The organism is Sulfuriferula plumbiphila (assembly GCF_009938015.1).
Classification (GTDB): Bacteria; Pseudomonadota; Gammaproteobacteria; order Burkholderiales; family Sulfuriferulaceae; genus Sulfuriferula; species Sulfuriferula plumbiphila.
The window spans coordinates 400,682-420,058 of sequence record NZ_AP021884.1; the positions used below are offsets into that span (position 1 = coordinate 400,682).

The following is a 19,377-nucleotide window of genomic DNA, read 5'->3' on the forward strand; positions in this document are numbered from 1 at the left end:
AGTTGCCCTCGCGCGACATCCTTTCCTGCCGTCTGGACAAGTCCAGAAGACGCCTTATCCATGTCGATGTACGAATGGACGGTGAAATGGTGTGGCTGACATAGAAACAGATCGCCCAATTGTTCGAGCGTGAACTGCCGGAAGAAAGCAATGTGTAAATTTTGCACATTGCTCATTCCGATGAACCAAGCCAGTTGTACTCCGACTTTGGAAGCAGGAAGGCAAAGGCTGGCGGCAATGCAGTTGCATTGACATGGCAAGGCGTTTGCATTACTATTTATAGTATCTACCAATTTGACCGGAGCGAGCCATGGCTGCCACCCTCGAAGTCGAATCCACCCTGACAGACCGCTACCAGACCACGGTGCCGGAAACTGTTCGCCGCGCCCTTAAACTGGGCAAGCGGGACAAAATTCACTACACGATCCGTCCCGGTGGTGAGGTCGTGCTCACCCGCGTTGATGCCTCCGAGGAAGACGACCCGGTGCTCGGGCAGTTCTTGGGTTTCTTGGCTCGCGACATTGCCAGTCATCCGGAACGGCTCCAGGCCGTCGACGCCAGCCTCGTGCAGCGCATCCATTCATTGGTCGGTGGCATTGAAGTCGATCTCGACGCTGTCCTGTCGGCAGACGATGAATGAGCGGGAGTGAGCCCGCGCCATTGGTGGTTAACAGATGGACGATCTTTGCCCACCCCCTGTTCCTCGCCCAACTTGAAGTGCTTACCCGGCAGGTCGAAGGGCTCAAGCAAAAAGACCCGGCCGGATTCACCAAAAAGAACGCAACCAAGCGGCTGGCAGCGATTGCCAAGCTGGTGTTCGAGGTGATTCCGCAAGATCCGTCGCGGGCTGAATATAGGCAGGGCAGCACGCTCGGCGAAGATCGCAAGCACTGGTTCCGCGCCAAGTTCTTCCAGCAGTACCGGCTGTTCTTCCGCTACCATGCGTCGAGCAAAGTGATTGTGTTTGCTTGGATGAACGATGACGATACGAAGCGCGCCTTTGAAAGTAGCGACGACGCCTACCGGGTTTTCAAAAAAATGCTGGAAAGTGGTCATCCGCCCGATGACTGGGATCATCTGCTGGCAGAGGCTCAATCCGCCACAAGGCGCTTGAAAACGAGCGTCGACTTGCTCAAGGGAATGGAACCGTGAGTACTGGCAATTCTGGATTCCGACCGGTTTGGTGGCGTCCGCCGTTGATTCTGTGTGCTCGCCGCAAGACAAAGCAAAATGCGGAAAGAAGTGCTTGGCTTCTAACGCAAACAGCGTTGGAATTGGTAAGCTCGGCGGAGATAAACAGACAGATTTAGACTTATTCGAAAGGAATATCAATTGAGCACAAATAAACGGCCCGCCGCTGTACTTCCAAATTTCCCTGCTAGTACAGCATATGCGACCGAACGCGGGCTAATGCTTCATGGCCTCGCAGAAGATGTGCTGAAACATAAAGATTTGGATGCAATTCGGGGTAGGGTTCAGCTTATATTTACATCACCGTAATCAATGCGCCAGCCATCCACGTCGCCCGATGTACTACTTGACGCGTGTCAAACCAATTCCAGTCAGGTCTGCGCCCCTTGCTCCACAATCCAGCGCCGCACGTCTTCAACACGCCAAACAGTCACTCGCGGTGAAAGCTTCACCGGTGCCGGGAATGTCCCGGCCACCACGCGCCGCCACAAGGTGGACTTGGATATGGGAACGAAGGTCAATACCTGCGGTTGCCGCAGAAAGCCAGTTTGAGGAAGAGTTACATTGGTTGAAAGCGTTGTTGACATGATCTGACCTCTCACCGGCACGCGCCGGATGGAAGAAGGTGACCCGCTCTGTCGCGACCATGCTAGGCCAGTTTCGCAGGGTCGGTAGGGATTTCAAAGCTCGACAACACACCACGGCAGTCCCGGCCGATCGGTGTGGATTGGAAATCGCGTTTGCGCTCGCGTGCACGAAAAAGCACACGAACGACACGATCAATAACAAAAACACTCAGGGAATTTGGCCGCGATCTCCGACCTGTACCCGCTTAGGAACAGCTTGGATCGGACGCGAATGGAAGGGCAGGTATCGACTGCGACGCCGCCGCGCCTAATGCGACGGGTTCAGCGCTCTTCGAGCACTGCGGCCGCAACGTTGTGCGACCTAATGAAACCGTAAATCAGATGCAAAACAAATTCAAGAGCCGCAACAGACAGCGCTCGGTGCGATAGCGAAAACGCTTCTGGCTTGGAAGAATTTCGGTTGGCATATCGCGCGCCGGACTTGGACTGCTGCAAACATCTTCGTCCAAAAGCTGCCTACTCCAGCGTTCGCGGCGAAGTCGCTTGGGGGGCCTAACTCTCAGTTCCTTCGACAGCTTCACGCTGAGCCAGCGGCGCTGACGTTTTCCGACGAGGTTTTTTCTCTTCGGCCACTTTTTCCGTGGACGCCTCTGCGTCGGCTGCCTCGTGCGGCAGGACGGGTAACTGCTCCTTGCCATCATCCAGTTCCTCACCTCCGGCCAAGCTCGCTTCCTCTTCAGCCGATTCCATTTTCCCGTCGCTCGTCGCTGCCTTCAAGCGCTCATGCTCGGCTTCCTTGGCCGAGAATTCATTCATGCGCCGTCTCAACCCGGTGGCCAGATTGCGAGCTGTTCCTGCTACACTGCGGATCGCCCGCTTGAAGCCAGCGCGCTGAATGTCTGCATCGCGCGACGTAATCACTTCATGGATCTCAAGCGTCTGGAGCAACGGCATCAATTGATCCAGCTTGTTCAAGACCTCGAAATAGCGCCTTCCGCTCGACGAGATGATGCCCACTTCGAGTTCAAGCGGCATGGTATCGTAGGTTGCAAAGCTGGTAATGCCGTTATTCTTGAACAGCGCCTCGGCCCCGTCGATCGCCTTGTTCAGATCGTCGGTCACCGATTCGAGTCGTTCTCGCAGCGCGGCTTCGACGCGCTCGACGTCCTCGTGTTTGAGCTTGGTACGGGCGATGACCGATACGAAATGGGCGTTGAGTTGCAAGGTGCTGAAAAACCGCACGAACAGCCGCTTCGCTTCGGCGCTCGTGAAATGCGTCATCATCTTCACGCTCGCCGCTTCGACACGACGAAAATCCGTCTTGACTTCCTTGGCCAGGATGCGATCGTTCACTGCGCCCTGATCCACTTTCACAATTTGGGTGTCTGCCATGTTCGAGCTCCGCCGGGTAACCATGATCGAACCCAATCTTCGGGGTTGTCACCCGCACTCGCCACAAGAAAAGGCGCATCGGCAGGGGGCTTTTCGGCACCAGCCCGGGATTTGCGCGGAAACGGTGTTGACTTCGCCTGCGCTGCGAATTAAATTCACATCATGCAGCAGCTAGCCCTGCAAGCAGTCGGGCAAGCCCCAGAGTCTCCCGTGTATCCACACGCCTTGTCGGCACGCCATCTGCGGTGCCTGTCTTGCGCCGCCATCGAAGATCTCTTTCGAGGCGGGAATCCCATCTCGCGCCGAAAGCTTTCTCCGATCGGTAGCTGGCACACCGGTCAAGCGGTTCGTACCGCCATGTAGTCAAGCCAGTCCCATTAGCGCCGGTCTTTACACCGGTCGTTCATCACCCTGCGGGGGCAATTGCCCCTGCCCGTGGTGCGCATTGCCTCCTTTTTTCTGGAGGCAATGATGCTGAACCCAAGTTCATCCCAAACTCAATCGATAGCCGCATTCCCCGATGCCTTTTTCTGGGAAACCATTTCCGGTAGCGGCCAATCGGCCATGTTGAGGGCTATCTGGCCCGCCCCCGAGGCCACTGTCACGTTCGACGCTCTCGACGACGACACAGCCGTCGAATGGAGCGAAGAAGACATCGTGTTTCTTCACTGGCGCCTGCTCAAGGAAGTAGGCGATCTCCGTGATCCGGAAACACCACTCGAAGAAAAGCTCGACACCTTGCGCTGGGTCTTTACCGAGCGCGACAAAGAGAGCCTGCCGTTCTCGTTCGCCAATTGCCTGAAAGTCGTCGGTTGCAGCCCCCTGTCGCCAACACCCTACTTCGGGCTCGTGGACGCCGAGGAGATTCGTGACTCGATCCGATATCAGGTCAAGGCGTGGTTGAACGCCACGCTCGAACGCTATCCCTGCTGGGTGCGCGAAGCCGTCCTCAAGAATCCCGACTGGGTCGAAAGCCGCCTGGCAAAAAATCCGCAATGGATCAACGAGCAGGTCAAGAAACATACCGTGCAAGGCGATTTGTTCGCCTGACTCATTCACGCGAGCCCTGAAAGGGCTCGTTTTTTCAAGGAGTACAGCATGTCCACGATCAAGACCATTTTGTCGCTGCTGGCCATTCTCTGCGCCTACGGCGTGGTGGGCCGCATGGATTACGACGATGCCGTGATGATGGAAAACGCGCAAAAGCAGGCGGCCCATCCGGACTGCCTGAGGGTGGCTTCTGCCTCGTCGACACGCCAGACCCAACCGGTGCAAACCGGTCTGGCAGACATTTCCGACGAATCGGCGAGCAAGCCTGCCGATCCTTGCAGCGCCCTGGTTTACTGAGGAGATCGCCATGATCACCGCAATCCACCACGGCCAGAAGTTTGACACGATGCTCCCGGTGCGTGCGCCCGGAGACATCGAATACCTGGTGAAGGAAAGCGAGGTCATCACCGGCCGACCCGGACGCAAGTTCGTCATTTCGGGCGCCGATCGTCTCGTCTATCGGATCCAATGGCACCCCATCGGCTACAAGGTCCAACGTCTCGACGACGCTGACAATCCCACCTGCACGCTGTACATGCTCCCTGGCGAGTTCCACATGCACAGTCTGGGCGAAGCGCTGCGTGCGGGACAGTTGTTCTCACCACCGGTCAGCCGCTGAGGCTGTCCTTATTTCCAACCCCTGGCGGGCCATTGCTCCGCTCGGGGCGGTGTTCCGCCCGCACTCATGGAGCACTCAAATGCAGATACAGGTTCGCATCAACGAAGAGGGCGCGCTGCGCAATCAGCGCTATGCCTTCACCGACAAGTTCACGCTCATCTCCGAGCTGATGCAAAACGCCCGGCGTGCCGGCGCGCGGCGCATCGAGATTTCGTATGACGAGACATCCAAAATCCTTCGGGTCGTCGACGATGGCTGCGGCATCAGTGACTTTCAGAAGTTGCTGACATTTAACGAGTCCGGCTGGGACAAGGATACATGCGACGAGGAGCGCCCGTTCGGGATCGGCTTTTCAAAGTGCTTGTATTCCGCGTCTCGCTGCATTGTCGCGTCGCGCAACCGGAAGATCGACTTTCTGACCGAGGAAGCGCTCAGTCGAAGGCCTATCGATGTTGTTGATATCGAGCACCATCCCCATACCGTCATCGAACTCCACGATGTTCAATTGCCGGGCTTGAAGAATCACCTGGAAACGATGTGCAGCGGCTTTCCAGTTGCCGTCTGGCTCAACGGCATCGAGTTGCCGCGAATTCACGCGATCGGTCATCTTCCATTCGTGTCAGCGAACATCGGGCACGTCTACTTGACCGGCACACGTGACGGCAAGCACGCATCGGATACGCTGGTCTTCCTGCAAGGCTTCTGCGTGATGCGATCATCCTATTTCGATGCTGCTCAAGTCAACGTCGTGCATCTGGACTCGAAGGAATTTGTTGCGCGTCTACCAGACCGTGACAAACTCATCGACGAAGACGATCAGCGCAAGCGCATCGATGCGTGCCTGAAGTCTCTCTGGCGGCAGGCGCTGCTCGAAGCAAAGGCGGGGATGGAAGCTGAAGCGTTTGTCGACACTTTCTTCGAGGCGATGCGCCGGTGGGGTCATCTCGATCTCCTCAATGCCATTCCGCTATTGCCCAAGTGCCTGTGCGAGCGCATCGTCGGCTACCCGATTCAGGAGGGGTACGAAGATTGCGACTACCTGGAGACAGTGCAGCGTTTCCTGACGCGAAGCGATATTGAAGAAGGTAGCGTCGTCCTGGTCGAGCTCGACAACATGAGTGACGAAAGCGCTGCCTGCTGGATGGTTGCAAGGACGAAGGGTTACATCGTCATCTCGTCGACTTCCTTGCATCACGATCACTGGGTTCAGCGCTACGTGCGCACCATCGATGAACAGGCGGCCCGTGTCGAAGCAGTCGGCGAACACTGCCGGGCAACGCTCGAAGGGCGTTGGATCTGGCCGCAGGTGATTCTGTGCGATGCCGTCTCAGTAACGATTGGCGATGATCGCGTCGACCTCACCGAGGATGGCGTTTATCACGACGGTTCGCTCTTCATTCCGTCCGGCGAGTGTTCCGGCGAGCCGGTACGCCAGGCGTCAAGCTTCATCGATGAGCACGATCAGTTTCTCGAGGATCAATGCGATGCGGACCGCGACGCGCTGGTCGATCTCATACGCCGGCTGCGTTCGGTCGATCCCAAGGCGACGCTCGATTCGCTGTTGCAGGAATTGAAGCTTGAAAAATACCCGCTGTTGCAGGGCAAGACTTTCCAGTTGCGGGTTGGTCAAAACTGCGGCGAGCATGCGGTCGAACTGATTGGCTGATGTTTTCGAGGGGAGGGAGCGCATTGCTTCCTTTCCAGAGTGCCCGCCTCGCGAGCGTTCTGGAAAGCTTTCCCCCCAGGTAGCTGACAAACCTGGAATCCGCATCCTGCGAATTCGCAAGTCAGCCCCGTAGTCATAGCGTGCCCGGCGTCGGCTCCTATAGGGATCGCCGTCAGCTCGCGTTGTATGCCACCGCGAACGCGGGCGGCTGCATTGCAGTCTCGCAACCGTCCCTTTCGCATTCCCCCATAGAGCGCAGCCGAGCGTCGCGGTGTCCGCACCGTGAGGCCTTGCCTCGTGGGTAACGCAGTAGCGACCGAAAGGAGATCATGATGGAAAGCTATGAGTTCGAAGCGCGCGTCGAGGAAATCAAGCGACGCGCGCATGGTCGGTGGACCGAGATGCTACGCACGCTCGGCATCGACGAGAATATCCTCAACAAGCGCAACCAGCCTTGCCCGCTGTGCGGCGGAACCGACCGGTTCCAGTACACCGACAAGTATGGAGAAGGGAACTACCATTGCCGCGGCTGCGGTCCCGGTGGCGGTCTCAAGCTGTTACAGGGGATACAGGGCTGGGATTTCGGCACAGTTCTGAAGCGTATCGAGGGGTGTGTCGGCAGTGTAGCGCCCATACACGTCCAATCGCGCAGCCGGTCGAACGAACCGTCTGCGGACAGGATGAAGAAGCTGGCAAAACGGATATGGGACGAAGCTCAACCCGTGACCCAAGGCGACGAAGTCGATCGCTATCTTTGCAATCGCGGCTTGTCACTGACCGAGTATCCCAGGGTGTTGCGGTTTCATCCAGCCCTTGGATATTACGAAAAGGACGACGCGGGCAAGTCGCGGAAAGCCGCCGAGTATCCGGCCATGCTGGCCTGCATTCAAGGGGCCGATGGGCACGCGGTAACGCTCCATCGAACTTACCTGAAGGATGGTCAGAAGGCGCTGCAACGCGACGCGAAGAAAGTGTTGTCGGCCGGCATCAACGGTGCTGCGGTCAGGCTGTTCGAAGCGACCGAAGAATTGGCGATCGCGGAAGGAATCGAAACCGCGCTCGCCATTCATCTGAGTACCGGCAAGCCGGTGTGGGCCGCCATCAATGCCGGCAACATGGAGAAGCTGTGGCTCCCGGAAACGGTGCGCCGCATCTGCATCTATGCCGACAACGACGCCAACACCGAGTACGACGGCCAGGCCTGCGCGTTTGTCCTCGCCCGGCGCTTGAAGAAAGAGGAGAAAAAAATCGGTCCCCGGCGTGTCGAGGTTTTTGTACCGCGACATGCAGGAACCGACTGGGCCGATGTCTGGTGTTCGCGTGTTGAAAACGTGAGTCAGGCGACATAGTTTCTTGGGGTGCGATAGTCATATCGCACCCGCTTTTTAGCTTTAGTCGCTGCGCTCACGTTAGCCAACGCAGAAACTTCGTTTTCAGCGGGACTTCAACCGAGGTGCCGGCGAAAAGGTTTCCCACTGGTAGCTGTCGCACCAGGATGCGCGCTCTGCGCGCATCGAAGGCAGCACTTGAATCATCACGCGATATCAGTCGCGCTCAGTTGACTCGGAATTTCCGAGTCAGTCATTGACCCCAGCGGGGACGTGCATCCCCGTCATGGGGTCATGCCGTCCCCGCTTTTCTTTGGAGTATTTACTATGAAAAGCGGACGTTCTCTCGTAAATCTGGCGCAAGAACTCGAGCGGCAACTCGTGACCAAGCAGGACATGGTCGTGCCCTCGTCCCTGATGCGCTGCCATACCGACGAGGTCGGCAGTTGCAAAATGATGATCGAAGAAACTGGCGGTGTCGGGAAATACGGCATCACCAACCTCGCACGCCGCCAACTGGCTGAAAAGTTGAAGATTCCGTTCGCGTACTTCGAACGCATGCGGGTTGAACAACCCGCGCTGCTCGACCGCAACGTCAACACGTGGCTGCAGACCGACAACGAGCGCCGGATGATTCGCACGCTGGACGGTCAGGTGCGCGCAGTGCTGTCGGACCGCTATCGCCGCCTGGACAATTTCGATCTGGCGGAGAACGTGCTGCCGATCCTGCAAAGGCTTCCGGATGCACGGTTCGAGTCGGTCGAACTGACCGAAACGAAGATGTACATCAAACTCGTCACGCCCCGTCTTCAGTACGAAATGACACCGGGTGACGTGGTACAAGCGGGTATCGTGATTACGAACTCCGAAGTCGGCCACGGCACGCTGTCGGTGCAGCCGCTGGTTTACCGCCTGGTGTGCAGCAACGGGTTGATTGCCTCTGACCGGGCATTGCGCAAGACGCATGTCGGACGCATCCTGCAATCGGACGACGAAGCGATCACCGTGTTCCGGGACGATACGCTTGCTGCGGACGACAAGGCCTTCTTCCTGAAGGTACGAGACGTCGTCGAAGCTGCGGTTTCCGAAGCGACCTTCCGTCAGGTCGTGGAGAAGATGAAGAAGACGCTCGACATCAAGCTCACGGGTGATCCCGTGAAAACCGTCGAGGTGCTCGCCAACCGTTACACCCTCAACGAAATTGAGCGTATCGGCGTGCTCCGTCACCTGATTGTCGAAGGTGATCTGTCCGGCTATGGGTTGGTCAACGCCGTCACGCATTACTCGCATGATGTCGAGGATTACGACCGGGCGACTGAGTTCGAAGCGCTGGGCGGCAAGCTGATCGAACTGCCTGCCAGCGAGTGGAAAGGGCTTGCGGAAGCAGCCTAGAAACTTCGACCGCATTCTTTGTCAGGAGCATCAGCCCCCTTTGACCGTCCGCCAGGATGGTCACTTTTTCGGTGCGGCCAACACAAGGCGGCACCGAAAATTATTCTTCGCCACGTTGGAACATACGTCCGTCATTGGGGCCGCAGAAAACAGAAAAAATCATACGCTATAGACTCGGCACGAATTATCCGTGAACTTTAAGGTTTGTAACGTGCCTCACCGCGCATGGAAAAAGAAGACGCCCGCAAGCAGTCGCGAGAAGTACTGCACGAGAGACGAAAACAAGTCATCCGCCTGCACCGCAAAGGGATGCCGGTGATGCAGATTGTTGAGCACAGCGGCCTCAGCTGGTATGCCGTGAACACTGCGATCACCGCTTATTCGACTGCGGGAGCGGCGGCACTCAAGCCTGCTGCGCGCGGCAAGAAACAGGGCAGTGGACGCATGTTGAGCGAATCGCAAGAGAGCGCTGTTCGGCAAATCATCTGCGACAAGCGCCCCGAACAGATGAAGATGGAATTTGCACTATGGAATCGCGCCGCCGTCATGCAGTTGGTTGAACGCGAATGCGGAATCAAGTTGTCTGTGCGCGGCGTTGGCAACTACCTCAAGCGTTGGGGATTCACCCCGCAAAAGCCGATCAAGAAGGCGTATGAGCAACGCCCGGAGGCTGTGCAGGCATGGCTGGACAACGAATATCCGGCAATCGAACAACGCGCCAAGTCCGAAGGTGCCGAGATTCACTGGGGCGACGAAACGGCGGTCGTGAATACCGACGTGCGTGGCCGGTGTTACGCACCGGCGGGTAAAACACCAGTGACCTTTGCGGTAGGCGGCACGCGCCAGAAACTGTCGATGATCGCCACTGTCACCAATCAGGGCAAGACACGCTGGATGATCATTGATGAGTCATTCAACTCGGACAAGCTGATTGAGTTCCTGCAAGCCTTGATCCGGGACGCGGACAAGAAAGTGTTTCTGATCCTCGATAACCTGCGCGTCCATCACAGCAAGCCGGTCAAGGCCTGGGTTGAGGCGCGTAAAGACAAGATCGAGTTGTTCTATCTGCCCAGCTACAGCCCGGAGCTCAATCCGGAAGAGCGGCTCAATGCCGATTTGAAGCAGGCGCTTTATACCAAGGTTCCGGTACGCACCAAGGTCAAGTTGAAAGCCGCTGCAACCGAGCACATGCAGGCGTTGGAGAAATCGCCCGAGCGGGTGAGAAAGTTCTTCCAGGATGCACGCGTAAAATATGCAGCGTGATTCACGGATAAATCAGGCCGGATCAATAACAATTGAGCTATCCGCCAATGGCGGATATAATGGGTTTTATGGAATTCATCGAGACCCCAACCTTCACCCGCATGGTCACGGCACTGCTATCCGATGATGAGTACCGAGAATTGCAAAACGAACTGGTGGAAGACCCGGAGCGCGGCGATCTCATCAAGGGTGGTGGCGGTATCCGCAAGCTGCGCTATGCCATGCAAGGGCGCGGCAAGAGCGGCGGGGTTCGGTTGATTTACTACTGGGTCAAGGACAACCACCAGATTTACATGCTGGTAGTGTATCCGAAGTCAAAAAAGGACGATCTGACCGATCAGGAAACTGCCATCCTGCGCAACTATGTGAAGGAGCTATGAACATGGAAAAAACACTGTTTGATGATCTGGTGCAAAGCCTGAAAGAAGCCGATGCCATCACCAAAGGCAAAACCAAAGCTTCGCGCCGATTCGATGTCACGCCGCCCGATGTCAAGGCGGTGCGCGAGCAAATTGGGCTATCGCAAAGCGAGTTTGCCCGGCTGATGCGGGTCAGCATCAAAACGCTACAGAATTGGGAGCAGCACCGCCGCAATCCGACCGGCCCCGCTGCCGCACTGCTCAAGATCGTATCAACTGCCCCGGAAGTGGCGCTCAAGTCGTTACACGCCTGATCTTCTCGAAACTCAACGGCGTGACTGGCTGTACACGGCCACGTTTCGAGAGTGCATTTCGACAATATGAGCCGCGCCTATTTCGGCTCTTGGGCCGACAACTCGTTCAGCGGCAAATACGCTTTTCGGCACAGAACATACCGACGCTATCTGCCGTGATATTTCCGATGGGCGCGATCAATTCGCTCCCCAGAACTTTGCAATGCCGATGCGTCCTCGAACTTTCCCCATCACCTTCAAACCCATTCGTTTTGCTGCAACCGCGTCCTTCACCACGCACTCCTTGTACTTGCGGTTCTCGCAGCCCAGCACCAGCCCCTCTCCGATACGGCTTTCCACGGTTCGTACCATGACGCGCCCGTCGTACTCGACTACATAGATACCGTTCCCGGCAACATTTTGCGTCCCATAGTCGACAAACATCATGTCGCCATCGTGGATGATTGGATCCATATCATCGCCTGACATCCTCATCGGTTCGCAACCCGCCACCTCATACGCCAGATCTCGGACAATGGCCGCAATCCATGCTGCCGCGGCAGAGGAATCGGTGGCCGATTCCCGATCCTCCGCGCGAGCGCCTTCACGCACCATTGCATACCGGGTGTTTGCCAATCCAAGGAACCAGTTCGCATCGCTGTGAAATCCTATGCACAACAGCGCAAATGACTCCAGGTCTGGAAGACCCGGCTTGATCGGGTCGATCCATCGTCTCGAAGTCTGGTGGACACGTCCTGTCATCGCTGACAAGTGGGCCAGTCTTGCCTCTTTAGGTACCCTGGCCTTATCCATCTTCTCTATCAACCTATCTCGAAACCCCGGGGCCAAATCCAACTCGATGATCTTCGGGGTCGGCTTCTCGCCCCGTGTTTGAACACGTCGCTTGGTCGATGACTGGTTACCTGTATTCATTTTTCCGCCTGTTCCTAAAGAAGTCTGAACGACCCAATTTTTGGGCATTTCATCGTGCCCGAAAAAACGCCCCCAAATTGGAGCATTTGCTCGTGGCGATATGTGGTTATGCGAACATTTGCTCTTGACCGAATTGTCGGTCTAAAGATACGCTCAAGAAGCATGTGTGCAACCAAGATCGCGCCCTGATACCTATAAAGAATTCGCCTGCATCGATCGTTTTCGGGTTCCCGCATTTGCGAAGCAACCACGCCCCTTCAGGGCTTACCGAAAAGGAAAGATTATGGGCAATGTTCAGTTTTCCGATGTGCAACTCATTAACCTGTCGATGCTAATAACGATCAGGGACAACATCAAGCATGACCTCGTGTCCGCTTGCTGCGAGTTCGGATTGCGCGCGGATCAAGCCAGTTTCTTCGGCGATCTATCGATCAATCAGATCCTCGTCATCGTCGCCAATGTCGGCCAGGAGTGCCTGTTTCCACCAAGACAAGACATTCTTTCTTTGCTCAAACTGCCGCTGCCTCTCTCAGGCCTGATTACCTCAGTCCATCCCCCACACAAGGCAGTGTCATCTCCGCCGCAGGAATCATTTTGTCAACGCACGCAATCGCGTTGAAAGCTGAAAATCCGCGGCGATGGATACCAGTTATGCCGAGCGCCATATCCGCGCTCTCGGACTGGCCAAGGAATGTGCCGCACTCGGCGCACGTATCCGCACCATGGAATACGTGACTGGTTTGACCCGCGGCCAACTCGCCCGCCTGTTTTTCGCTGATCGCAAGTCCGCGCCGCGTGGCCGGCCGCCGGACTCCCCAGACTGGTATCACAGTGCAAATTTGCTCAACCGTACCGAAGCATCGATCTTCGTGTCGACCTATCGGCGTATTCGGGAGCTCGGTTTTGGCCCCGCCGAAGCGCTCGTGTCCGGTTACAAGCACTATCTAGCGGTTTGCCGCGTACATCCACGCATCAGTTTCGATCGAGCCTTCGACCTGGCGTCCCATATGGACGGGCTCTGGATCGTGAGAGCACCGAATTTCTCGCTCCTCACCTGCCCGGTCTGCGCCAGTCAATACGTCACATCAGTCTGCGCTCATCCGGTCACGAATCACGAGTGCCCGTTTTGTAAACTAGTCAACCGTTACCCACGGGATCCGCGCATCCAAATGTCTTTCCCGGTAAGCGCACTACCCGACGTCACCGCCATTCAGCTGGGTGTGATCGCCTTGTCGAAGCGCATGAGCGGTTAGATGGCTAATGTCGAAAGCGGCCTTCCAGGCGGCCCATTTCAATTGGACGCAGGCACCCTCCAGCGCAAGAATCGAACGTCCCATCAGATTCCGGTACCCTCATGCGCGGCTTCGGTCATATCCTGGGCGGCCTCGGTCTGCAACGTTCGTCCGTGCCTCCCGTCGCGGACTCCGATCCGCCAAGCTCCCCGGACAAGCGGGGAAACGCGCTCGCCTACCCGCCGGTCGACCCCGGCATTCCCGCTCTGCCCATCGAAGAAGTGCTCGGCGCGCACCAGGACCTGATCGACCGGATCAAGGTGTGCTACGGCGTGGATCGCCAGACTTTTGAGCATGAACTGCTTTCTCTGATTCGCCGTTACGCCGAATTCGTACACCTGCTTCCCGCCACGCCGGACAATTACTTCAACGCGCCGGGCGGACTGCTGCGCATGGGCCTCGAGGTGGCCTTCTTCAGCTTGCAAGGCACAGATGGCCATATCTTTTCCGGTCGGTCCACGATCACCACGCGCCGCCACCTCGAGCCGCGCTGGCGGCATGCTACTTTCATTGCGGGGCTGTGCTGCGAGATTCATCGCACCCTCTGCCATGTCATCGTCACCAACGAAAACGGCGACGAATGGCAGCCTTACCTGCTGCCGTTGTCGAGCTGGCTTACCCGGCACCACGTCGCGCGCTTTTTTCTGAAGTGGCTGCCCAATGTCCACGAAAGCCGCACCCTGGGCATATTCGTCTTACCCCATGTGATTCCGGCCGAGGTGTTACAGCACCTTGCCACCGGCAATTCCATCATCGTGCCGCACATGATGGCCAGCATTTCCGGCATGCCGGTCTACCGGGAACACAATATCCTGGACGACCTGGTGCGGCGCTCGGTCGCACTCGTCATCGATCGTTACCTGCGGGCGAGCGCGGACCGCTACGGCAAACCGCAACTTGGCTCGCATCTGGAGCGCTACCTGGTCGACGCGCTACGCCGACTGGTCAGTTCCAACTCCGCCTGGAATCCCAACGCCGAAAAGTCGAGGGTGTGGTTCGGCGCCGATGGCCTTTTCATTGTCTGGCCCAACGCTGCTACGGAAATCCGCAAACTGCTCGAGTCCGACCAGTTGCCGGGGATTCCCAAGGCGCCCGAAACGATGCTGGAGATTCTGGTCGCGGCCGGGGTTTTCGAACCGCAGGATTCCTCTCTAGCCACCTGGCAGATCGTTCCACCCGAAAGCAAAACAGCCATCGAGGCAGTCAAGCTATCGTCGCCCGCAATCCTGTTCGCCGGCATCGATTCGGCCCCCAAGCCGCTTTCAATCGCGCTGGTTCGCGCCCCCACTGACTCGAGCACGCCGCTTCCGGGTCCACCCGCTCCGGCCGCCCCCCCAGCCACAACCGGCAAGAGATTCCCCGTTGCGCAGCAGCTCCCGCTGCCGATTGAAACGGAGCCGGTTGCGGTAGATCAAGTCGCCTCTGCGTCGCCAGCACGCACCGCTGAAGACGTCGTGGTACCCATACCCGCTCCGAATGATTCTGTGCCGGCCAAGCCTGCGTTAGTGGTTATGCCGGCGTTCAAGCTCGAAGCGCCGATGCGTTTGAATCCCGCCGTGCGAGACGCGCTTGCACAGATTGTCGACACGCTGAACCGCGATGGATCCGATGTGGCCGCGTGCACGGTCGCGTCGGGACTATTCATTCCTCTCGCTGAATTCGAGCGCAGGAAAATCGAACCTTCGCTGGCTCTGCGCGCACTGACTGAAGTCAAGATGCTGGTGCAAGCTGCGGGCACCAAATCGCAAACTTTGGCGCGCGACTTTGGCGGCGAGCAAAAGGTGGGCCTGGTGCTCAGTCCCCACTTCGTTGCGGGTCTCGAAGCCGACAACTTCGACGTCCCGGATATCGGCAGGGATTGACGTGCTGATCCGCAAGTACGAGATGCCCTGGCGCCGCGCGTATGAGTCCTACGCCGGCATCGCATGGTGCGTGGCCTTGATCTCCTTCGTCACCATCTCAGTCCGGGAAGAATTGCCGTGGCGATTCACCGGCCCACTTGCGGTGGTGTGCCTGTGGATGGCGGTTCTGCGCATGGGCCAGGCGCTTCGAATACTGGTCGTGCGCGCCTCGCTTTCCGGCCGGGCGATGCAGATCGTCACCACGAAGGAATTAGGCAAGCTGTGCAAGAACCCCGAGCATGTTTTCCTCGGCTTCGGCTTCGAGTGGCTGCCTGTCCACTCGCAGCGTTTGTATGAGCTCGCCAAGGTGAATTTCCGCGACTATGCCGTGTCTCCCTCGTTGCTGCGATGGCTGGGTTACGAAGTCAGCCCGCAACCCGATAGCGAGATCGGCCTGCCGTACATCCACGGCGTGGAACCCAGGGAACAAGCGCTGTACCGTCCGTTGCAGAATTTCGAGGGCGGCACGCTGCTGGTCGGTACCACCCAGTCCGGCAAGGGTGTTGCGCTGGCCAGTCTCATCACGCAGGCGGTCCGGCGCGGTGACGTCGTTATCATCGTCGACCCCAAGAACAGCCATCGGCTGAAACGCGCTGCTATCCGAGCCTGCGAAGACTACCGGGAGCGTGACACCTTCATCGAGTTTCATCCCGCATTTCCCGAGACAGGGGTACGCCTGGACTTCACCTTCAACTGGCAAAAGCCGACCGAGATCGCATCGCGCATTCAGTCGATCATGGCGCCGGACACTGCCGGGGCTTTTTCGGCATTCGGCTGGGACGCGGTCAATGTCGTGGTTCAGGGACTGGTCGATCTGGAAGAGCGACCGAACCTGATGAAGCTGACCAAGTACATTGAAGGGGGTATCGAACCGGTACTGGAAGCCTCACTGCGGCGCTTTTTCGACACCATCCTGGGCCCGACGTGGCGCGATCAGCCGGACATGAAGAAATTGCTGAATGATGCGCAGCGCGGCAACCTCAAACGCCCGTCGGAAGCGGCCAGCACCGATCTACTCGCCTTCGTTGCCTTCTATGAACACCATGTGCCGCAGAACCAGCGTAACAAGGTCATCGATTCGCAAGTTCGCACGTTCCGGCACAACCGCGAGCACTACCAGAAAATCACCGCCAACCTGCTGCCGATCCTGTCGATGCTGACCTCGGGGGATCTGGGCCTGAGCCTCTCTCCCGACCCCTTCGACGCCGACGATGTCCGGGCGATCATGAACTTCGAGAAGATCGAGCGCGGCGGCCATGTCCTGTACATGTGCCTCGACTCGCTGCCCGATCCATCGGTGGCCTCGGCCATTGGCGCGCTGTCGCTGGCAGACCTGGCCGCACGTGCGGGCATGCGTTACAACCTGGGCGGTTACCGGCGGATTTCGCTATTCGTCGACGAAGTGTCGAACGTCATCAACCAGCCGCTGATCGAGATTCTCAACAAGGGCGCCGAGGGCGGCATTTTCACGACTTGCGCGATGCAGACGCTGGCCGATCTTGCCAAACGACTCGGCAGCGAAGATGCCGCGCGCATGGCGCTGGGCAACCTCAACAACTTGATCGCTCTTCGTTCCAAGGATCGCCCCACGCAAGACTTCATCGTCGAAACCTTCGGCAAGACGGCGATTCATACATTGCGTGTCGGCCTGAACAATGCATCGGATGCTCACCTCGGGGACTTCACCTCGGCGTACTCGTCGCAACTCACCGAAAGCATGGAAGAACTCATTCCGGCGGACATCCTCGGAAAACTGCCTAACCTGCAATATTTCGCATCAGTGTCTGGCGGCCGGATTATCAAGGGACGCTTCCCCATCCTGAACCCCGATTACGACCGCCCCGCTTCGGAAGCGCCGACATGATCAGCTTCGTGTCGACGGCTTCACTGCTGGCACTTCTCGTCCTGGTGCTGTATCTGCCATCCGCTTACCCGCCGGAAAGCTTCATCAATCAATTGCGTACCGAGCACGAATTGGCCGTCGATTTCTGGGGACACGATCATGCAATGCGCATCCTGTCGCGCATGCTCGATCTCCAGGCAACGGCGCAACAGGCCAGCCCGGTGCCATCCCTGGCCAACGCGCCTGCGCCGAACCCGGTCGATCTCGCAGTGGCCAAGCAGATGTCCGAAGTCAACACCCGTCTTTTCAACAACCCGTACTTCCGGTCTATTGACACGTTGCTGGCGTTGGCTACTTACCGCTTCTCCGCATTTGTCGAGTGGTTGCCGGTTCTGCTGGTGTTCATGGTGGCCGCCTTGTTCGATGGTTTTCTGCTGCGTATCATCAAGTCCAAGGAGTTTCTCCAGCACAGCCCCGAGATGTATGCGCTGCATGCCTGTGCGGCGATTGTGACCGTATGCGCAACGGTCGTTGCGTTTGTTCTGCCTGTCACGCTCCCCCCGCTGGTTTTCTCGATCGTGCCAGTGGCTGTCAGCGTCCTTGCCAGTCGCGCGCTCGCCAACTTTCATCGTCGTGGCTAGTAACGACCACCACTCGCCAGCTTGATGCGATTCGCATTCGTCGACACACGTAACCAGCCGCATTTGCCCCAGACCTCAGTCGTCTCGTTTCAGTGTGGAGGTTAGATGTTCCATCGAGTTGCATGAGCAGGAAGGGGGATTCCATCCCCTATAATAGGGAACCTTTAAGAACAAAAACGTTTTGTCGGCGTAATATCCTTTGCAACACCATAACAATAAGATTGACGCCGCACTGCTCGGTAAAATCGTGCTCGCCCGCTTTCTGGAGTTGCCGCTGCGGGCGGTAGACCGTCTCGCGGCCCAGATGGAGTCCTCCGCCGGCTTTACCGCCCTGCGTCCCTGGGTGAGCGTGGGTCGGTTGGAAGGCGCGCGGGTGGCGCATGATGCGGCCGACATCCCCCAAACCCGGGCACCCCCGATTCTGGGGGAGGTTCACGAGGCGGGCCGGGGCCTGATGTTCCTCTACCACCGCGACAGCTACGTGCGGGAATACCGGTTCGATGAGGAGGGGGTGAACCGCCTGATGGCGCGCCCGGACCTCCCGGCGGAACTGGCAGGCGTAGTGAGCCGGTTGCGCCTCATCAATACCCGGAACCGTCTCACCCATGCCCTGATGCAGGCGGTACTGGCATCGCAGGCGGCATATCTGCGTTCCGGGCAGGTCTTGACGCTCCTGCCTTTGACCCAGGCGGCAATTTCCGCCCGGCTGCGGTCGGAGTCGAATCTTGCCGTGGTGGCGGATGCGGGCCGCATCTCCCGGCTGGTGCGTGGGCTGTCGATCATGCTGCCAAACGGGAAAGCGGTGCCGTTAAACACCCTGTTCCCGAAGCCGCGGCAGGTGCATTGCCATTTCGTGGATTATATGATAAAAGAAGAAAAAACATGGATGGCAGAAGGGCTATTGCGGGGACCGCTGACGGACGAGGCTGTCGCCGCCATCCTTAAGCGGGAACATGGCATCCGCTTGTCGCGGCGCACAGTGGCCAATATCCGCCATGGTCTGGCGATTCCCGATTACAAGAGCCGCAGCCAGCGCACGGATTACCTGGCCGCTACCGAGGGATTTTCCGCCTTGGTGCCGCTGACCGCTCAAGCACTGCGCACTGCGGTTCCGGCCCATTCCGGTGTGTACGAGATCCGGACGGCTTTCACTTTCCGCCTCGGTGAAGAAAAGGCCTGGCCCGGGAAAAGTGTGCCGCCAGTGCCGCACGGCGTGGTCTACATCGGCTCGGCCGGTGATTTGCGCAAGCGCTTGGGCGATCACCTGCGCGGCAGCAGCGCTAATGCGCTGCTGTATCGCCACGTGGCCGATGGCGCCGCGCGGGTGCGGTTTCGCCTGATCAGTACAGACTGGCGCGTGGTGGAGCGGGAGTTGTACCAGGTATTTTGCGAGACCTTCGGCGTGTCCCCGCCGTGTAACCGCATGAGCCCTTAAGAAAGCGCGCAACCCGCCGATATACCGATATATCATATACACTATCCGGTACATTACCCGAGCCGATTTCGGGCACTAAATAAAGCATGAACAAGAACAACTATAAGGTTCGGCGGCGTGACATGGAAGAAATCTTGCGCAAGCAAGCAAGCAAGCAAGCTAGCTTGACGGCAGCTTCATCTCCCTTTCTTG

At 57.9% G+C, this 19,377-nt stretch carries 20 protein-coding genes; 17 read left to right on the top strand and 3 right to left on the bottom strand.

The window, feature by feature from the left end; translation table 11 throughout:
- Positions 1 to 310 precede the first annotated feature (310 nt).
- Positions 311 to 640, top strand: coding sequence for a type II toxin-antitoxin system PrlF family antitoxin (locus GZH91_RS02060; RefSeq protein ID WP_147073737.1), 330 nt, complete (start codon positions 311 to 313; stop codon positions 638 to 640).
- The gene (locus GZH91_RS02065) at positions 637 to 1,152 is read left to right on the top strand and encodes a type II toxin-antitoxin system YhaV family toxin (protein WP_147073735.1); all 516 of its coding nucleotides are present in this window, start codon (positions 637 to 639) and stop codon (positions 1,150 to 1,152) included. The genes GZH91_RS02060 and GZH91_RS02065 overlap by 4 nt, the downstream gene beginning before the upstream one ends.
- Positions 1,153 to 1,562: 410 nt before the next feature.
- Here the strand turns inward: GZH91_RS02065 and GZH91_RS02070 are convergent, their stop codons facing one another.
- Both GZH91_RS02070 and GZH91_RS02075 read right to left on the bottom strand, forming a co-directional pair.
- Positions 1,563 to 1,778, bottom strand: a complete 216-nt coding sequence (locus GZH91_RS02070; RefSeq protein ID WP_147073733.1) for a helix-turn-helix transcriptional regulator — start codon at positions 1,776 to 1,778, stop codon at positions 1,563 to 1,565.
- A gap of 552 nt (positions 1,779 to 2,330) precedes the next feature.
- Positions 2,331 to 3,170, bottom strand: a complete 840-nt coding sequence (locus tag GZH91_RS02075) for an AcaB family transcriptional regulator (RefSeq protein WP_147073731.1) — start codon at positions 3,168 to 3,170, stop codon at positions 2,331 to 2,333.
- Between the two features lie 471 nt (positions 3,171 to 3,641).
- Between GZH91_RS02075 and GZH91_RS02080 the strand changes: the two genes are divergently transcribed.
- The 9 genes from GZH91_RS02080 to nadS all read left to right on the top strand — a co-directional run bounded on the left by GZH91_RS02080 (position 3,642) and on the right by nadS (position 11,161).
- On the top strand, positions 3,642 to 4,220 hold the full coding sequence (locus GZH91_RS02080; RefSeq protein ID WP_198415366.1) for a hypothetical protein: 579 nt from the start codon (positions 3,642 to 3,644) through the stop codon (positions 4,218 to 4,220).
- A gap of 48 nt (positions 4,221 to 4,268) precedes the next feature.
- Positions 4,269 to 4,517, top strand: coding sequence for a hypothetical protein (locus GZH91_RS02085; RefSeq protein ID WP_147073729.1), 249 nt, complete (start codon positions 4,269 to 4,271; stop codon positions 4,515 to 4,517).
- A gap of 10 nt (positions 4,518 to 4,527) precedes the next feature.
- Positions 4,528 to 4,839 carry a hypothetical protein gene (locus GZH91_RS02090; RefSeq protein WP_147073727.1) on the top strand — a complete coding sequence of 104 codons (312 nt, stop codon included), beginning with the start codon at positions 4,528 to 4,530 and terminating at the stop codon, positions 4,837 to 4,839.
- A 79-nt stretch (positions 4,840 to 4,918) separates the two neighbouring features.
- On the top strand, positions 4,919 to 6,505 hold the full coding sequence (locus tag GZH91_RS02095; protein ID WP_147073725.1) for an ATP-binding protein: 1,587 nt from the start codon (positions 4,919 to 4,921) through the stop codon (positions 6,503 to 6,505).
- Positions 6,506 to 6,834: 329 nt separating this feature from the next.
- Positions 6,835 to 7,854, top strand: coding sequence for a DUF7146 domain-containing protein (locus GZH91_RS02100; RefSeq protein WP_198415367.1), 1,020 nt, complete (start codon positions 6,835 to 6,837; stop codon positions 7,852 to 7,854).
- Positions 7,855 to 8,160: 306 nt separating this feature from the next.
- Positions 8,161 to 9,225, top strand: coding sequence for a DUF932 domain-containing protein (locus GZH91_RS02105; RefSeq protein WP_147073723.1), 1,065 nt, complete (start codon positions 8,161 to 8,163; stop codon positions 9,223 to 9,225).
- A 225-nt stretch (positions 9,226 to 9,450) separates the two neighbouring features.
- A complete protein-coding gene (locus GZH91_RS02110; RefSeq protein ID WP_147073721.1) occupies positions 9,451 to 10,488 on the top strand; it encodes an IS630 family transposase in 1,038 nt (345 codons plus the stop codon).
- Between the two features lie 59 nt (positions 10,489 to 10,547).
- Positions 10,548 to 10,868 carry a type II toxin-antitoxin system RelE/ParE family toxin gene (locus GZH91_RS02115; protein WP_456300578.1) on the top strand — a complete coding sequence of 107 codons (321 nt, stop codon included), beginning with the start codon at positions 10,548 to 10,550 and terminating at the stop codon, positions 10,866 to 10,868.
- 2 nt (positions 10,869 to 10,870) lie between these two features.
- Complete coding sequence (gene nadS, locus GZH91_RS02120; RefSeq protein ID WP_147073719.1) at positions 10,871 to 11,161, top strand: NadS family protein; 291 nt, start codon at positions 10,871 to 10,873, stop codon at positions 11,159 to 11,161.
- A 177-nt stretch (positions 11,162 to 11,338) separates the two neighbouring features.
- On the opposite strand, the gene GZH91_RS02125 is transcribed toward nadS, so the two are convergent.
- On the bottom strand, positions 11,339 to 12,073 hold the full coding sequence (locus GZH91_RS02125) for a S24 family peptidase (protein WP_161984146.1): 735 nt from the start codon (positions 12,071 to 12,073) through the stop codon (positions 11,339 to 11,341).
- 283 nt (positions 12,074 to 12,356) lie between these two features.
- On the opposite strand from GZH91_RS02125, the gene GZH91_RS02130 reads away from it, so the two are divergent.
- From GZH91_RS02130 to GZH91_RS02155, 6 genes are all read left to right on the top strand, one after another.
- Positions 12,357 to 12,692: a hypothetical protein gene (locus tag GZH91_RS02130; protein ID WP_147073715.1), complete on the top strand. Its 336-nt coding sequence runs from the start codon at positions 12,357 to 12,359 to the stop codon at positions 12,690 to 12,692.
- Positions 12,693 to 12,711: 19 nt separating this feature from the next.
- Positions 12,712 to 13,326, top strand: a complete 615-nt coding sequence (locus GZH91_RS02135; RefSeq protein ID WP_147073713.1) for a FlhC family transcriptional regulator — start codon at positions 12,712 to 12,714, stop codon at positions 13,324 to 13,326.
- A 101-nt stretch (positions 13,327 to 13,427) separates the two neighbouring features.
- Complete coding sequence (gene mobH, locus GZH91_RS02140) at positions 13,428 to 15,227, top strand: MobH family relaxase (protein WP_147073711.1); 1,800 nt, start codon at positions 13,428 to 13,430, stop codon at positions 15,225 to 15,227.
- A gap of 1 nt (position 15,228) precedes the next feature.
- Positions 15,229 to 17,130: a conjugative transfer system coupling protein TraD gene (gene traD / locus GZH91_RS02145; protein WP_147073709.1), complete on the top strand. Its 1,902-nt coding sequence runs from the start codon at positions 15,229 to 15,231 to the stop codon at positions 17,128 to 17,130.
- A complete protein-coding gene (locus GZH91_RS02150) occupies positions 17,127 to 17,750 on the top strand; it encodes a DUF4400 domain-containing protein (RefSeq protein ID WP_147073707.1) in 624 nt (207 codons plus the stop codon). The genes traD and GZH91_RS02150 overlap by 4 nt, the downstream gene beginning before the upstream one ends.
- A gap of 199 nt (positions 17,751 to 17,949) precedes the next feature.
- Positions 17,950 to 19,185 carry a GIY-YIG nuclease family protein gene (locus tag GZH91_RS02155; RefSeq protein WP_147073705.1) on the top strand — a complete coding sequence of 412 codons (1,236 nt, stop codon included), beginning with the start codon at positions 17,950 to 17,952 and terminating at the stop codon, positions 19,183 to 19,185.
- Positions 19,186 to 19,377 lie beyond the last annotated feature (192 nt).

Coding starts and splice junctions, on each gene's coding strand:
- GZH91_RS02060 (WP_147073737.1), top strand. CDS start 311: ATGGCTGCCACCCTCGAAGTCGAATCCACCCTGACAGACCGCTACCAG.
- GZH91_RS02065 (WP_147073735.1), top strand. CDS start 637: ATGAGCGGGAGTGAGCCCGCGCCATTGGTGGTTAACAGATGGACGATC.
- GZH91_RS02070 (WP_147073733.1), bottom strand. CDS start 1,778: ATGTCAACAACGCTTTCAACCAATGTAACTCTTCCTCAAACTGGCTTT.
- GZH91_RS02075 (WP_147073731.1), bottom strand. CDS start 3,170: ATGGCAGACACCCAAATTGTGAAAGTGGATCAGGGCGCAGTGAACGAT.
- GZH91_RS02080 (WP_198415366.1), top strand. CDS start 3,642: ATGCTGAACCCAAGTTCATCCCAAACTCAATCGATAGCCGCATTCCCC.
- GZH91_RS02085 (WP_147073729.1), top strand. CDS start 4,269: ATGTCCACGATCAAGACCATTTTGTCGCTGCTGGCCATTCTCTGCGCC.
- GZH91_RS02090 (WP_147073727.1), top strand. CDS start 4,528: ATGATCACCGCAATCCACCACGGCCAGAAGTTTGACACGATGCTCCCG.
- GZH91_RS02095 (WP_147073725.1), top strand. CDS start 4,919: ATGCAGATACAGGTTCGCATCAACGAAGAGGGCGCGCTGCGCAATCAG.
- GZH91_RS02100 (WP_198415367.1), top strand. CDS start 6,835: ATGATGGAAAGCTATGAGTTCGAAGCGCGCGTCGAGGAAATCAAGCGA.
- GZH91_RS02105 (WP_147073723.1), top strand. CDS start 8,161: ATGAAAAGCGGACGTTCTCTCGTAAATCTGGCGCAAGAACTCGAGCGG.
- GZH91_RS02110 (WP_147073721.1), top strand. CDS start 9,451: ATGGAAAAAGAAGACGCCCGCAAGCAGTCGCGAGAAGTACTGCACGAG.
- GZH91_RS02115 (WP_456300578.1), top strand. CDS start 10,548: ATGGGTTTTATGGAATTCATCGAGACCCCAACCTTCACCCGCATGGTC.
- nadS (WP_147073719.1), top strand. CDS start 10,871: ATGGAAAAAACACTGTTTGATGATCTGGTGCAAAGCCTGAAAGAAGCC.
- GZH91_RS02125 (WP_161984146.1), bottom strand. CDS start 12,073: ATGAATACAGGTAACCAGTCATCGACCAAGCGACGTGTTCAAACACGG.
- GZH91_RS02130 (WP_147073715.1), top strand. CDS start 12,357: ATGGGCAATGTTCAGTTTTCCGATGTGCAACTCATTAACCTGTCGATG.
- GZH91_RS02135 (WP_147073713.1), top strand. CDS start 12,712: ATGGATACCAGTTATGCCGAGCGCCATATCCGCGCTCTCGGACTGGCC.
- mobH (WP_147073711.1), top strand. CDS start 13,428: ATGCGCGGCTTCGGTCATATCCTGGGCGGCCTCGGTCTGCAACGTTCG.
- GZH91_RS02150 (WP_147073707.1), top strand. CDS start 17,127: ATGATCAGCTTCGTGTCGACGGCTTCACTGCTGGCACTTCTCGTCCTG.